The sequence below is a fragment of the Micromonospora sp. RHAY321 genome (assembly GCF_023896955.1).
Classification (GTDB): domain Bacteria; phylum Actinomycetota; class Actinomycetes; order Mycobacteriales; family Micromonosporaceae; genus Micromonospora.
Genome location: NZ_JAMHIW010000010.1, coordinates 207,689 through 221,220 on the forward strand (window position 1 = coordinate 207,689; position 13,532 = coordinate 221,220).

At 71.9% G+C, this 13,532-nt stretch carries 11 protein-coding genes; 4 read left to right on the plus strand and 7 right to left on the minus strand.

Going from position 1 to position 13,532, the window contains the following annotated elements:
- Nucleotides 1-99 precede the first annotated feature (99 nt).
- Nucleotides 100-1,809, minus strand: a complete 1,710-nt coding sequence (locus M8C17_RS21495; RefSeq protein WP_252418313.1) for a bifunctional 3'-5' exonuclease/DNA polymerase — start codon at nucleotides 1,807-1,809, stop codon at nucleotides 100-102.
- 96 nt (nucleotides 1,810-1,905) lie between these two features.
- On the opposite strand from M8C17_RS21495, the gene M8C17_RS21500 reads away from it, so the two are divergent.
- Nucleotides 1,906-3,720 carry an ABC transporter ATP-binding protein gene (locus M8C17_RS21500; protein WP_252418314.1) on the plus strand — a complete coding sequence of 605 codons (1,815 nt, stop codon included), beginning with the start codon at nucleotides 1,906-1,908 and terminating at the stop codon, nucleotides 3,718-3,720.
- The gene (locus M8C17_RS21505) at nucleotides 3,717-5,474 is read left to right on the plus strand and encodes an ABC transporter ATP-binding protein (protein ID WP_252418315.1); all 1,758 of its coding nucleotides are present in this window, start codon (nucleotides 3,717-3,719) and stop codon (nucleotides 5,472-5,474) included. The genes M8C17_RS21500 and M8C17_RS21505 overlap by 4 nt, the downstream gene beginning before the upstream one ends.
- Before the next feature lie 136 nt (nucleotides 5,475-5,610).
- Here M8C17_RS21505 and M8C17_RS21510 read toward each other — a convergent pair whose 3' ends face one another.
- Complete coding sequence (locus tag M8C17_RS21510; protein ID WP_252418316.1) at nucleotides 5,611-6,762, minus strand: serine hydrolase; 1,152 nt, start codon at nucleotides 6,760-6,762, stop codon at nucleotides 5,611-5,613.
- A gap of 55 nt (nucleotides 6,763-6,817) precedes the next feature.
- On the opposite strand from M8C17_RS21510, the gene M8C17_RS21515 reads away from it, so the two are divergent.
- Entirely contained in the window at nucleotides 6,818-7,204 is a 387-nt protein-coding gene (locus tag M8C17_RS21515; RefSeq protein ID WP_252418317.1) for a MerR family transcriptional regulator, read from the plus strand.
- 114 nt (nucleotides 7,205-7,318) lie between these two features.
- Here the strand turns inward: M8C17_RS21515 and M8C17_RS21520 are convergent, their stop codons facing one another.
- From M8C17_RS21520 to M8C17_RS21540, 5 genes are read right to left on the minus strand one after another with little or no spacing between them, the layout of a single operon-like run.
- Nucleotides 7,319-8,248: a carbohydrate ABC transporter permease gene (locus M8C17_RS21520; RefSeq protein WP_252418318.1), complete on the minus strand. Its 930-nt coding sequence runs from the start codon at nucleotides 8,246-8,248 to the stop codon at nucleotides 7,319-7,321.
- Nucleotides 8,248-9,156 (minus strand): carbohydrate ABC transporter permease, encoded by a 909-nt coding sequence (locus tag M8C17_RS21525; RefSeq protein ID WP_252418319.1) that lies wholly within the window; start codon nucleotides 9,154-9,156, stop codon nucleotides 8,248-8,250. Before M8C17_RS21525 ends, M8C17_RS21520 begins: the two co-directional genes overlap by 1 nt.
- A 16-nt stretch (nucleotides 9,157-9,172) precedes the next feature.
- A complete protein-coding gene (gene ngcE / locus M8C17_RS21530) occupies nucleotides 9,173-10,624 on the minus strand; it encodes an N-acetylglucosamine/diacetylchitobiose ABC transporter substrate-binding protein (RefSeq protein ID WP_252418320.1) in 1,452 nt (483 codons plus the stop codon).
- Between the two features lie 27 nt (nucleotides 10,625-10,651).
- On the minus strand, nucleotides 10,652-11,401 hold the full coding sequence (locus tag M8C17_RS21535; protein WP_252418321.1) for a sugar isomerase domain-containing protein: 750 nt from the start codon (nucleotides 11,399-11,401) through the stop codon (nucleotides 10,652-10,654).
- Nucleotides 11,398-12,360 carry a MurR/RpiR family transcriptional regulator gene (locus M8C17_RS21540; protein ID WP_252418322.1) on the minus strand — a complete coding sequence of 321 codons (963 nt, stop codon included), beginning with the start codon at nucleotides 12,358-12,360 and terminating at the stop codon, nucleotides 11,398-11,400. Before M8C17_RS21540 ends, M8C17_RS21535 begins: the two co-directional genes overlap by 4 nt.
- 205 nt (nucleotides 12,361-12,565) lie before the next feature.
- On the opposite strand from M8C17_RS21540, the gene M8C17_RS21545 reads away from it, so the two are divergent.
- On the plus strand, nucleotides 12,566-13,532 hold a 967-nt coding region (locus M8C17_RS21545; RefSeq protein ID WP_252418323.1), incomplete at its 3' end, for an N-acetylglucosamine kinase.

Here is a 13,532-nt window from a genome sequence, read left to right on the forward strand (position 1 = left end):
GACCGGGCACGGCGGTGCCCGGTCCGTCCCGTCCTACGGACACCGGATGCAACGAGTACGGCCGGCCCCGGGTAGCGGGGCAAATAGGAAAATCGTGCGCTATGCCGCGTCGGCGTAGCAGTCGACGATGGACAGATCCAGCGGAAACCGCACCGGAGTCTCGCCGAACAGCAGGTTTGTGGCCCGCTCACCGCTGCGGCCCACCGCCGCCGCCACCGCCTCGGCCTGCACCGCCGGACAGTGCACGATCACCTCGTCGTGCTGGAAGAAGACCAGCTCGGCGTCGGCGCCGGCCAGCTCGGTGCGCAACGTCGCCAGCAGGGTGGAGGCCCACTCCGCGGCGGTGGCCTGGATGACGAAGTTCCGGGTGAAACGCCCCCGCGACCGGGCGGCTCGAGCCCGGGGACCCTGCGGGTCGGCCGCGCCGTCCGGGTCGGTGGGCGTGTCGTCGGGGTCGCCGAACCCGGCCGAGCCGGGCGGGCAGGTGCGCCCCAGCCACGAGCGCACCAGGCCGCCCGCCTCACCGGTGCGCGCCGCCGCCTCGACATAGCCGAACGCCGTCGGGTAGCTGCGTTTGAGCACCGCCAACGCGGGCACCGCGGCCCCGCCCGTCTGCCCGTACATCGCGCCGAGCAGGGCCACCTTGGCCTTGGCCCGGTCACCGGCGAAGGAGTCCCGGGCCAGGGCGGCATACAGATCGCCGGCCCCGCCCGCCGCCGCCAACCGGGCGTCACCCGAGACCGCGGCCAGCACCCGGGGCTCCAACTGACCGGCGTCGGCGACCACCAACCGCCAGCCCGGATCGGCCACCACCGCCCGGCGGATCACCTTGGGGATCTGCAACGCGCCACCGCCCCGCGTGGCCCAGCGGCCGGAGACGACCCCGCCGGGGACGTACTCCGGCTGGAACCGCCCGTCACGCACCCACTGCTCCCGCCAGGACCAGCCGTGCGCCGTCCAGATCCGGTAGAGCTCCTTGTATTCCAGAACCAGCGGCACCGCCGGATGGTCCACCCCCCGCAGCACCCAGGCCCGGGTGTTGGGCAGCTCCACCCCCGCCCGCGCGAACGCCTTCAGCAGCTCAGCCGGGGAGTCGGCGTGCAGCCGGCGGACGCCGAACGCGTCGGCGATCCGGGAGGCCAGCTCGGCCAGCCGGCGCGGCGGGCCGCCGACCGGGGACGGCTCACCCAGCAGCTCACCGAGGATGGCGTCGTGCACCTCGGCCCGCCAGGGCAGCCCGGCGACGCCCATCTCCACCGCGATCAGCGCACCGGCCGACTCGGCGGCCACCAGCAACCGGAACCGGCCCGGGTGCTCGGTGGCGGCGACCCGGACGAGCTGGTCGGCGTACACCTGGATCAGGGCGTCGATGCCCGGACCCGCCGGCCCCGGCAGCGCGTCGAAGAGCGCGCCCTGACCGTGCCCGGGCGGAGCGGCGGGGCGCGGCGGCGGATCGAGCGGCACCGGCGCGCCGCTTAGCCGGGCCCAGGCGGCGGCGAACGAGCGTGGCTCGCCCCAGCGGCCGGCGTGACCGAGCAGCAGCGCCTCGGTCAGCTCCACATCGTGGCAGCGCTCGACGCGCACCCCGGCCCGCAGCAGAGCCGGGTAGACAGCGCCAGCGGTCGGCCAGACCCAGCGGGGATGCTCGGCGGCCTCCCACCTGGCCACGGCGGCGGTCAGGTCGGTGACGGACTCCGTCCGGCCGGTCGGCCGGCCAGCGGCATCCAGCGGGCGCAGCTCTCCCCCGCCGCGCTCGTCGGACACCACCGCCACCAGCACGGATGCGATTCTGCCTCGCCCCTGTGACATCGGCCGGGCGCCTCCACAGCGAACCGGCCCGACACACGGGGCCGGGCGCGCGTAAACGGGTCGGTGGGTCGTGGAAGAGATCGGTAGCGTGGCGAGATGCCCCCGCAGATCCCACACCCCGATCCCGGCGTTCCGGACACCAGGGGGCCGATGCGCTACCTCTGGTGGCTGGTCCGCCGCCAGCCGTGGCGGGTGCTTCGCGGCAGCCTGATCGGAACGGCCTGGATGGTCGGGCTGTCGCTGCGGCCCTACCTGATCGCCCGCGCCGTCGACGACGGGCTGCGCGGCCGCGACACCCGGGCCCTGGCGCTCTGGGTCGGGGCGATCGTCGTCGCGGGTGCCGGGTTGTCGTACCTGGGCATCATGCGCCACCGCACGATGACCTTCATCCGGGAGGACGCCAAGGCCCGCTCGGCGGCCGTCGTGCTCCGCCAGGTCTCCCGCGTCGGCGCCGTGCTGCCACGGCGGGCCGCCGCCGGCGAGGTGGCCACCATCGGCGGCTCCGACATCGACTGGTCGGCGCAGGTGCTGACGCTGACCGGCCCGGGGGTCGGCGCGGTCGTCGCGTACGCGATCATCGCCGTGCTGCTCTGGTCGATCTCCCCGATGCTCGCGCTCTGCGTGCTGGTCGGAGTGCCGGCGGTCGCGCTGGTCGTCGGGCCTCTGCTGCGCCGCCTCGAACGCGCGGAGTCGGTCTACCGCAAGCAGCAGGGCGCGCTCACCGCCCGGTCCGGCGACATCGTGGCCGGGCTGCGCGTGCTCGCCGGGGTCGGCGGCCGGGACCTCTTCGCCCGCCGGTACGCGGCCAGATCCCAAGACCTGCTCGCCGAGGGGTACCGCGTCGGCGCGGTCAACAGCTGGATCGACGCGGCGACGGTCGCCATCCCCGGGCTGTTCCTGGCGGCGGTGGTGTGGCTCACGGCCCGGATGGCGGTCACCGGCGACGTCACGATCGGCGAACTGGTCGCCGTCTACGGCTACGTGGCGACCCTGATCGTGCCGGTCTGGTTCCTGTTGGAGGGCAGCTACCAGTTGATCCGTGGCCGGGTCGCCGCCCGGCGGATCGTCGCCCTGCTCAACCTGAGCCCGGACGACGTCGGCGGCCCGGGTCGGCGAGGCCCGAACGCCGTACCCGACGCGCGCAGGCCGGATGTCGGGGCCGCGCCGGACGGCCCCGCCGACCTGCACGACCCGGCGACCGGGCTGACCGTCCGCGCCGGCCGGCTGACCGGCGTGGCCGCCGACGACCCGGCGGCGGCGCTGGCACTGGCCGACCGGCTCGGTCGGTACGTGGCCAGCGACTGCACCTGGGGCGGCACTCCGCTGACCGGGATCGCCCTGGACGAGATCCGGGCCCGGATCCTGGTCGCCGACCACGACTCGTACCTCTTCGCCGGGACGCTGCGCGACATCCTGCTCCCCCGGCCCGAGGCCCACGACGACGCACGGCCGGAGGCCCACGACGACCGGATCCACGCGGCGTTGCGGGCCGCATCGGCCGAGGACGTCGTCGATGCGCTGCCGGCCGGCCTGGACACGGTGATCGACGCCCGCGCCCGTTCGCTCTCCGGCGGTCAACGCCAGCGGGTACGCCTGGCCCGGGCGCTGCTCGCCGAGCCGCAGGTGCTGATCCTCGTGGACCCGACATCGGCGGTGGACGCGCACACCGAGGCGCGGATCGCCGAACGGCTGCGTGCCGCGCGGGCCGGGCTGACCACGGTCGTGCTCGCCACGTCGCCGCTGCTGCTCAGCCGGGCCGACGTCGTCGCCCACCTGGCGGAGGGCCGGATCGTCGCCACCGGCACCCACCCGGACCTGCTCGACGAGGATCCCGGTTACCGGCACCTCGTGGCCCGCGACAGCGACCCCGCCGTCGAGCGGTCCGCGGTCGCCGAAGGAGTCCACCCGTGAGCCGGCTGCCGGTGGCCGAGCGCCACACCGTCCGCCGGGCGCTGCGCGACCTGATCGGCCGGCACCGGCGCGCGGTCGGCGTCGTGCTGGTGCTGCACAGCGCCGCCGCGGTCGCCGGGCTCGCCCCGCCCTGGCTGCTGGGCACCATCGTCGACCGGGTCACGGCCGGCGCGAGCGTGGCCACAGTGGACCGGCTGGCGCTGGCGATCGGTGGTTGCGTGCTGGTGAGCGCGCTGCTCTCCCGGTACGCCCAGTACGCCGGCCACCGCTTCGGTGAGCGTGCCGTCGCCGAACTGCGCGAGGAGTTCGTCGCCAGGACACTCGGGCTGCCCGTCTCGGTCGTCGAGCGCGCCGGGTCCGGGGACCTGGCCACCCGCAGCTCGGTCGACGTCTCGACGGTCGGCACCACCGTCCGGGACGTGGTGCCCACCATCGTCATCGCCTCGGTGCAGCTCACGTTGCTGTTCGGGGCGGTCTTCCTGCTCCACCCGCTGCTCGGGCTGGCGGCGCTGGCCGGGCTGCCGTCGATCCTGGCGGTGACCCGCTGGTACCTGCGGCGGGCCAGCTCCGCCTACCTCACCGAGGGGGCGGCGGCGGCCGAACTGACCGAGACGCTGACCACCACCGCCGAGGGTGCCCGGACGGTGGAGGCGCTGCGGCTGGCCGACGACCGGATCCAGCACGGCACCACCCGCATCGCGCGCGTCTGGCGCGCCCGGCGAGCGACCCTCGCGCTGCGGACCGTGTTCTTCTCGGTGGTGGAGGCCAGCTATCCGCTGCCGATCGCCATCGTTCTGCTCGTCGGGGGGTACCTGCTCTCCCGGGACATGGTCTCGCTCGGCGCGGTGATCGCCGCCGCGCTCTACCTCCAGCAGGCGATCGAGCCGCTGGACCGGCTGCTGCAGTGGACCGAGCAGGCCCAGCGCGGGCTGGCGTCCTTCGCCCGGGTGCTCGGCGTCGGCCTGGTCCCGCCGGAGCCGCCCGGCACGACGGCGGAGTCGCGAGGTGAGCGACTCGTCGTGCGCCAGGCGCGGTTCGCGTACGCCGGCGGGCACGACGTGCTGCACGGCATCGACCTGGAGGTACGCCCCGGCGAGCGGCTGGCCGTCGTCGGCCCGTCCGGGGCCGGCAAGTCCACCCTGGCCCGGCTGCTGGCCGGGATCGACGCACCGCGCCGCGGTGTCGTCAGCATCGGTGGCTGCCCGGTGACCGACCTCGACCCGGCCGAGCGTCGTCGCCGGATCGCCCTGGTCACCCAGGAACACCACGTCTTCATCGGCTCGGTACGCGACAACCTGGCCTTCGCCGCCCCGGACGCCACCGACGAGCAGATGCGCTCCGCGCTGGCCACCGTGGGCGCCGACTGGTACGCCGACCTGCCCGACGGCCTGGACACCGCGCTCGGGGACGGTGCCCGGCAGCTCGGCGCGGCCGAGGCGCAGCAACTGGCGCTCGCCCGGTTGGTGCTCGCCGACCCGCACACGCTGATCCTGGACGAGGCAACGGCCGCGCTCGATCCGACCACCGCCCGGCGTACCGAGCGGGCGTTGGCCGCCGTGCTCGTCGGGCGGACCGTCATCGCGATCGCGCACCGGCTCAACACCGCGCACGACGCCGACCGGGTCGCCGTCCTGGCGGACGGCCGGATCACCGAGATCGGCAGCCACGACGACCTCGTCGCGGCCGGCGGGGCGTACGCCGCGCTGTGGCACTCCTGGCACGCCCACGCCCACGCCGACGAGCGCCCGAGATGACGGAAGGACACCTTGTCGCCGTACTCGCCGACGGGCGGACGAGTCCGGCCGACGGCACGAAGCCGGTCAGGCCATGAGTCACGCCCACCGCCGCCAGCCGTGCCTCACTGCTGAGTCGCCCCCGCCAGGCTCACGGTCAGGACCGGTTGCCGGCACCGAGGGCCCGGTAGATGGCGGTGACGTAGGCCGCGGCTCGCGGTGAGCCGAGGATGTCGGCTCCCATGTTGTTCATGACGTAGCTGATCGTCATGTGCCGGTCGAGGTCCATGATCGCCATCGAGCCGCCCCAGCCGCCCCAGAACGCGATGCGGCCGTCAGGGATCCAGGACAGGGTGCGCCGGTCGGGCAGCGCGTATCCGATACCCCATCGCAGATGCAGTCCATTGACGAGGTCCGTGCCGTTGGACTGCTCGTCGAAGATGAGTCCGATGGTGCCGGGCTTGAGGAGCTGACCGTGGGCCGAGGCTCCAGCGCGGGCGACGGGGGCGAGGATCTCGGCGACCGCCCGGGCGTTCCCGTGCCCATTGGCCGCGCCCAGGTCGGCTGCTCGCCAGGCCGGGGTGTTGGCGGCACCGCCGCTGAACGAGGGACCGGTGAAGGTTTTGTAGGCGGCGGTGTCGTGATCCAGTGCAGTGGGATCGACGTCGAGCGTCGGCGCGACGACGTCGGCGACCCGTTCGACGTCGGCGTCACGCAGCCCGATCTGGAAGTCGGGGCCGAGAGGCTGGACGATGTGCTGGTGCACGAAGTCGCGCAGCGGCAGGCCGGTCAGACGGTGAACCAACTCGCCGACCAGGTGGCCGTAGTTGAGGACGTGGTAGCCGGAAGCCGTGCCGGGCTCCCACCAGGGCCTCTGGGAAGCCATTCGGGCGGCCGCCGCGCGTACGTCGTACAGGTCCTCAAGCCGTGCGGGGTGAGCAAGGCCAGACACACCCGAGGTATGTGACAGCAGATGCCGCACCTCGACATCCTGCTTGCCGTTCGCGGCGAACTCGGGCCAGTAGCGGGCGACTGGTGCGTGGACGTCCAGTTCGCCGGCGTCGACGAGCAGCAAGGCGGCCAGGCTGGTCACGGTCTTCGTGATCGACCATACGTTGGTGATGGTGTCGCGCTGCCAGGGCTGTGTGCGTGCCACATCGCGATGGCCGCCCCACAGGTCCACCACCTGCTGGCCGTCCACATCGACCACCAGCGACAGGCCCACCTCGGCACCGCTGCGCAGTTGGGCCTCCACGGCGTCGCGGACAGGTTCGAAGGTTGGGCTGACGGTTCCGTTCAGTTCGGTCATGCCGACATGGTTAAACCTTGACGCTGGTGTCAAGGTCAAGCGGTAGTGTGCGGACGTGCGTATTGGCGATCTGGCTGCTCAAGCGGGTGCGTCTCCGCGACAGGTGCGGTTCTACGAGGCAAAGGGCTTGATCACCTCGATCCGTGGGCCCAACAACTATCGCGACTACAGCGAAGCGACCCTGGGCCGCGTCCAGCAGATCCGCGAACTGCTGAACGCCGGCCTGTCGACGCAGGCGATCCGCGCGATCCTGCCCTGCTTGGAATCACCGCGCGACCCGATCGTCTTCGAAGGCGTCACACCCGAGACCGTGGCGGCCCTCGAACGCGAGCGGGACAGGCTGACCGAGCGCATTGACGTCCTGGCCCGCAACCGTGACGCCATCGCCGATTACCTCACCGAACTCCGAGGTCGCGCGACCTGGTCCGCCGCGAACCGATGACCCACCCTGCGCCGCCGGTGCTCAGGCCCGAATGGTTCTGGCACGCCGACGAGCACGCGAGATGAAGGAAGGGCACCGGGTCGACGACCCGGTGCCCTTCCTTCCGTCACACCCCTACTTCACGGCGCCGGAGGTGAGCCCGGCCTGGATCTGACGCTGGAAGACCGCGTACACGATGATCATCGGAAGGATGGCGATGGTCAGCGCGGCGAACAACCCGGACCAGTCCGCCTCGTAGCCGGCGTTGACCGAGATGTCGGCGATGCCCTGGGTGAGCACCCACTTGTCCTTGGCGTTGGAGAGCAGCACCAGGGGAAGTTGGTACTGCGCCCACTGACCGATGATGTTGAAGATCGCCACGCTGATCAGGCCCGGCTTCGCCATCGGCATCATCACCTGGAAGAACAGCCGGGTGTGCCCGCAACCGTCGATCAACCCGGCCTCGGCGACCGACGACGGCAGCGTCTTGAAGAAAGCGGCCAGGAAGAACACCGTGAACGGCAACGAGTACGCGGTGTAGACCAGCACCAGGCCGGTGTGGGTGTCCAGCAGGCCCAGGTTCTTCACCACGAAGAAGAGCGGCACCAGGGCCAGGAAGACCGGGAAGGCCAAGCCGGAGACGAAGAGGTAGTAGATCGCCCGGTTGCCCCAGAACCTGTAGCGGGCCAGCACGTACGCGGCCATCGAGCCGAGCAGCATGGTCAGGAACGTGCTGCACGACACCACGATCACGCTGTTCAGGAAGTACCGGCCGACGTTCGCCTTGGTCCAGGCCCGGCCGAAGTTCTCCCAGCGCAACTCCGCCGGGAGCGTCCACGGGCTGCTGAAGATCTCGCTGGTGTTCTTGAACGCGGCGAGGAACGTCCAGAGGATCGGCACGATCACGATCACCGCCCACACGGCGAGCGCGACGTGCCCCAGGCCGGCGAAGAGCCGTACCTCCGACCGGGGGCCCTTCCGGCCCCGTCCGGTGGAGGCGCCCGGGTCTCCGGTCTTCGGCGGTAGCGCCGCCGGCGTCGGCGGCAGCGTCGACTGCGGGTTCATCAGTACTCCACGCTTTCCCGCTTGCTGAGCCGCAGCGTCAGCGCCGCGAACGTGAGGGTCAGGAAGAACAGGGCCACACCCATGGCGGAGGCGTAGCCGTATTTCGAGTACACGAACGCGTTGCGGTAGATCTCCATGGCGAGGACCGTGGTGGCGCCGTCCGGGCCGCCACTGTCCACCGAGAGCACCGCGACGATGGCGAACGCGTCGAACGCCGCGATGCCAAGGTAGACCCAGGCCACCTGGAGGGTGTCCCAGAGCAGCGGCAGGGTGACCCGGAAGAACAGCGTCACCTTGGTCGCGCCGTCCATCTCGGCGGCCTCGTAGATCTCACCCGGGATGGACGCCATGCCGGCCGAGAAGAGCACCACGTAGAAACCGACCGCCTGCCAGATCAGCACCGCGATGATCGACCAGAGGGCCAGGTTCGGCCGGATCAGGAAGAGCACCGGATCGAAGCCGAGCTTCATCAGCACGCCGTTGATCAGGCCCGACTCGTTGGGCCGGTAGACCATCTGGAACAGCACCGCGATGATGGCCACCGCCAGGACCTGGGGGAAGAAGAACACCACCCGGTAGAACTTCGACCCCCAGACCCCCTGGCGTTGCCCGCCGCTGCTTCGCCCGCCCACGTTGAGCAGGAAGGCGAAGAACAGCGCGATGGCGATGGTGATCAGCGGCAGGGCAAGCAGCAGTACGCCGTGGTGCTGGACCGCCTTCCAGAAGCTGCCGTCGTCGAGGAGCCTCCGGTAGTTGTCGAAGCCCACCCACTGCGGGGCGGACAGCCCCCGCCAGTTGGTCATCGAGATCTGGAACGCCTGTGCGTACGGCGCGATCACGAAGGTCACGTACAGCGCGACCGGGACGAACAGGAACCCGATCACGAACGGATACTTGCCGTGCCGCATGACCCCTACGCTCCGATCAGCGCTTGAACTTGGTGACGGAGGTGTCCTTCTTGATCGCGTCGGCGCGCTTCTGGATCCGCTCCACGAAGGCGTCCGCCTTGATCCGGCCGAACATCAGCTCGTTGGTGGCGGTCCGCGCCTCCGTGTCGAGCTCCTTGTACCAGTTGTCGAAGAGCATGTTGAACACGTCCTTGCCGGCTGCCTTCAGGGCCGCCTGCGCGCTGGCAACACCCGGCGGGAACTGGAAGCCCTCGCTGCCGGCCGGCACGACCGTAGCCGCACCGACGGTCTCGGTGAAGCCCCGGGCGCCCGCCTTCGACAGCATCTGGCGCATGTACTCCATGCCGCCACGCGGGTTCTTGCTCTTGGACGAGACGAAGTAGCCCTCGCCACCGGCCGCCCGGATGGCGGTCGCCGGCAGCTTGTCCGACGCGGTGAGGCTGGGCACCGGCATGAGCTGGTAGGTGAAGCCCGCCGGCGTGTCCTTCTTCTGCTCGTTCTCCAGCCAGTCGCCGGACGGGTAGAAGGCGACCTTGCCCTGGTTCTGCCGCAGCTGCACGTCGGTGTGCTTGAGCCCCTCGAAGCTCTTGTCCGAGTACTTCGCGCCGATCTCGGCCCAGGCCTCCGCGGCCTGCTTGACGGCGTCCTGCTGCCAGGCGCCGTCCTCCAGGTTGTCGATGTTCTTCAGCACGTCCGGGCCGCCGATCTTCGCGGCCTGGCTCAGGATCACGTTCCACTGGTAGTAGGCCGCGTTCGCCCCGGCGTAGCCGTACGGGGTGATGCCCTTGGCCTTGATCTGCTCGCAGAGCGCCTTGAACTGGTCGAAGGTGGTGGGCGCGGTCCAGCCGTTGTCCTTGAACAGCTTGCCCGAGTACCAGATGCCGTAGACCGTCGAGACGTAGTACAGGACGAACGGCTTGCGCTGCCCGTCGGCGGTGCTGAACATGCCCTGCTCGACGACGCCCGGGATGATCGTGTCGCGGACCTTCTTGCTCGGGTCGTCGACCGACGGCGCGTCCCACAGCTCGGTGAGGTCCTGCAGCTGGCCGTCGTTGACGAGCGCACCGAAGTCGAGGAACTTCTCACCCGAGTTGTTGACGAACTCCGGCGGGTTGCCGCTGGCGAACCGCGGCTGGAGCACGGTGGAGACCGCCTGGGTCGCCTGGTGCTTGACCTCGGACTTGGGGAACGCCTTCTTGTAGAGCGGCTCGTGCACGTCGGTGGCGTACTTCTCGCCGTAGCCACCGTTGAAGATGACCACCTCGATGGGGGCGTCCTCCTTGACGCCCAGCGGGTTGGTGGCGCTCTTGGTGCCGCCGGAGGCCTGCTCGTTGTTACCGTCGTCGCCACTGGTGGCGCAGGCGCTGAGCAGGCCGATGGCCGGAGTGGCGAGCATGCCCACGGCGGCGGCGCGACGCAGCACCGTGCGACGGTCGAGTGCTGCCGGGTGCTCGGGGGTAATCGACATCGTCGTCTCTCCTTGTGGAATTTCGGGTCAGGCGGTGCGCCGGAGGCGCCCGGCGTACCGCGACTCGAGGGCGATGTTGTGCTCGTCCCCGCCGGGGACGTTGGCGGAGAGGTAGATAGGGGGTACCTCTCCGGCCTGGTGGAACCGTCGTACGACCTCCGCGGTCAGCAACTGCGCCAACAGCGCCGTGGTGACCGAGGAGACCGCACAGACCGCGCCGCCGCCCTCGAGCGGCAGCAGTGCATCGCCGTACGGCGCGCCATTGTCCAGCACGACGTCGGCGAGGTCGGCGAGCCGTTGACCGGACGGGTGTCGCGGGGCGACCCGTGCCGTGTGCTCGACGGAGGTGACCGCGATCAACGGGTGACCGCGCTCGGTGACCAGCGCCGCCAGCTCGACCACCGAGCCGTTGATGCCGGACTGGGACGCCACCACGAACACGTCGCGCGGCTGCGGCGCCGCGAGCGCGTAGATCTGGTGGGCGATGGAGGGGTCGCGTTCCAGTTTCGGGTCGGCGAGCACGCCCGGCGGGGCGTCGCCGTGCACGACCAGGTCACGCACCGAGAGCCGGTTGGTGGGGACCAGCCCGCCCGCCCGGGCGACCAGTTCGGCGGCGAACGCCTCGGAGTGCCCGGCGCCGAACGCCTGGAGCACACCGCCGGCGCGCAGGCTCTCGGCGATCAGGTCGGCGGCCCGGGTGATCCCGTCGGCCTCGGAGTCGAGCAGCCGGTCGAGCACCGGGCGGACCGCGTCCACGTACCCCTGGGCGCTGATCATGAGACGGCTCCCTTCGCGGCCTTGTGCCCGTCGACGGCCTGCGCGGTACGCCGGAAGGCCGCGTGCGCCCGGTCGTGGGTGCGCTGCGCGACGGCGATGTAGAGCAGGTCGAGCACCACCAGTTGGGGGTGCCGGGCGGAGAGCGCGTCCGGCCGGAAGGTGGTCGCCTGGCTGGCGGTGAGCAGCACGATGTCGGCCAGTTCGGCCAACGGCGAGCGGGGGAAGCCGGTCAGCGCGATGGTCGTGGCGCCCCGGCTGCCCGCCTCGGCGAGCATCTCGATGGTCTCCCGGGTCTGCCCGGTGTGCGAGATGCCCAGCGCCACGTCGCCGGCGCGCAGCAGCGCGGCGCTGGCCAGCCCCTCGTGCACGTCGTTCCAGGCCCACGCGGCCACGCCGATGCGGTGCAGGCTGAACTGCATCTCCTCGCCGACGAGGGCGCTGCCGCTGGCACCGAAGATGTTCACCCGACTGGCGCCGGCGATCGCCACCGCGGCCCGCTCCACCTCGGCGAGGTCGAGCAGCGTGGCGGTGTCGTGCATGGCCCGGGTGTCGGCGGCCATGATCTGGTCGAGCACCCGGGCCAGCGGGTCGCTCGGCTGGATCTCGCGGCCGATGTCGACGGTCCAGCCGGCCGAGCGTGCCCGGCCGGTCTCGGAGGCGATGCCCAGCCGCAGGTCGGCGTAGCCCTCGAAGCCCATCGCCCGGCAGAAGCGGGTGATGGTCGCCGGTGAGGTGCCGCTGCGTTCGGCCAGTTCCACGATGGTGGATCGGGCGGCGGCCTCCGGGTCGCTGAGCACGTGCTCGGCGACCCGGCGCAGCGCGCCGGTCAGGTCGGCGAGCCCGTTGCGGACGCGGGCCAGCACCCCGTCGGAGGCCGATCCGAGTGTGCTCCGCCGGTCGAACGCGTCGGCGTCGACCACCGCGGTCCCCGCGGCGGTGTCCACCTCGTGATCAACCATGCGACGCCTCACCTTTCCGAAAAGACTGTTAACTGTTAGTGGTAAAAGTTCTTACTGAAGGCCCCTCTGTGTCAAGACTGTGGGCGAAGTTTTCAAACTGTTACCTGGCGCACTGCTCGCCGAGCCCGTCGGATCTTGCCGTGTGGGACGGCACCGACCAGCATGAATGAGCCCGTCGCCGCCCACCGCAAGGAGGCCCGTGCCGATGTCCGACACCGTCGTGGTCGGTCTCGACGTCGGGGGTACGTCCACCCGGGCGACCGCCCTGACCCTGACCGGCGAACGCCTCGGCACCGGCCGCGCCGGCGGCGGCAACCCCACCAGTCACGGCGCCGAACGGGCCGCCGCCGAACTGCTGACCGCCCTGCGCGGGGCACTCGCCGACGTCGACCCCGACCGGGTGGCGGCCGGCACCATCGGGCTGGCCGGAGCGGCCCGGCTGCTCGCCGACCCGGCCGGACGAGCCGCCTTCGACCGGGCCTGGCACGACGCCGGCCTGCGCTGCCCGTACGCCGTGCACGGCGACGCCCTGGTCGCCTACGCCTCCGGCACCGCCGACCCGGACGGCACGGTCCTCATCGCCGGCACCGGCGCGATCACCGCCCAGGTCCGCGACCTGCGGCTGGACCGGGTCGCCGACGGCCACGGCTGGCTGCTCGGTGACGCCGGGTCCGGCTTCTGGCTGGGCCGCGAATCGGTCCGCCGGCTGCTCGCCGACCTGGACGCCGGCCGCACCCCCGGCACGCTGACCACGGCGGTGCTCACCGAGCTGATGGGCAGCGCCGAGATCGCCCCCCGCCCCCGCGACACCGTGGACGCCACCATCCAGGCGGTGACCCGCCGTCCCCCGGTCGAGCTGGCCCGGCTGGCGCCGCTGGTCGTCACCGCCGCCGACGACGGCGAACCCGTCGCCGCCGCGCTGGTGGCCGAGGCCGCCGCGCACCTCGCCGAGAGCGTGGACCGCATCCGTCCGCCCGCCGCGGTGACGCCGGTCGTCCTCGGGGGCGGGCTGCTCACCGGGGACACCCCGCTCGCCGCCGCCGTCCGGGCCGAGGTCGGCCGGCGCTGGCCGCAGGCCCCGCTGCGCACCGCCGGCGACGGGGCCGCCGCCGCGGCCTGGCTCGCCGCCCGCGAACTACCCGAGGTCACCAACCCGGCCGCCCTGCACGCCC

Excerpts from the sequence above, each read along its gene's own strand:
- M8C17_RS21535 (WP_252418321.1), bottom strand. The coding sequence starts at position 11,401 with ATGATCAGCGCCCAGGGGTACGTGGACGCGGTCCGCCCGGTGCTCGAC.
- M8C17_RS21510 (WP_252418316.1), bottom strand. The coding sequence starts at position 6,762 with ATGACCGAACTGAACGGAACCGTCAGCCCAACCTTCGAACCTGTCCGC.
- M8C17_RS21495 (WP_252418313.1), bottom strand. The coding sequence starts at position 1,809 with ATGTCACAGGGGCGAGGCAGAATCGCATCCGTGCTGGTGGCGGTGGTG.
- M8C17_RS21520 (WP_252418318.1), bottom strand. The coding sequence starts at position 8,248 with ATGAACCCGCAGTCGACGCTGCCGCCGACGCCGGCGGCGCTACCGCCG.
- M8C17_RS21540 (WP_252418322.1), bottom strand. The coding sequence starts at position 12,360 with ATGGTTGATCACGAGGTGGACACCGCCGCGGGGACCGCGGTGGTCGAC.
- M8C17_RS21500 (WP_252418314.1), top strand. The coding sequence starts at position 1,906 with ATGCCCCCGCAGATCCCACACCCCGATCCCGGCGTTCCGGACACCAGG.
- M8C17_RS21525 (WP_252418319.1), bottom strand. The coding sequence starts at position 9,156 with ATGCGGCACGGCAAGTATCCGTTCGTGATCGGGTTCCTGTTCGTCCCG.
- ngcE (WP_252418320.1), bottom strand. The coding sequence starts at position 10,624 with ATGTCGATTACCCCCGAGCACCCGGCAGCACTCGACCGTCGCACGGTG.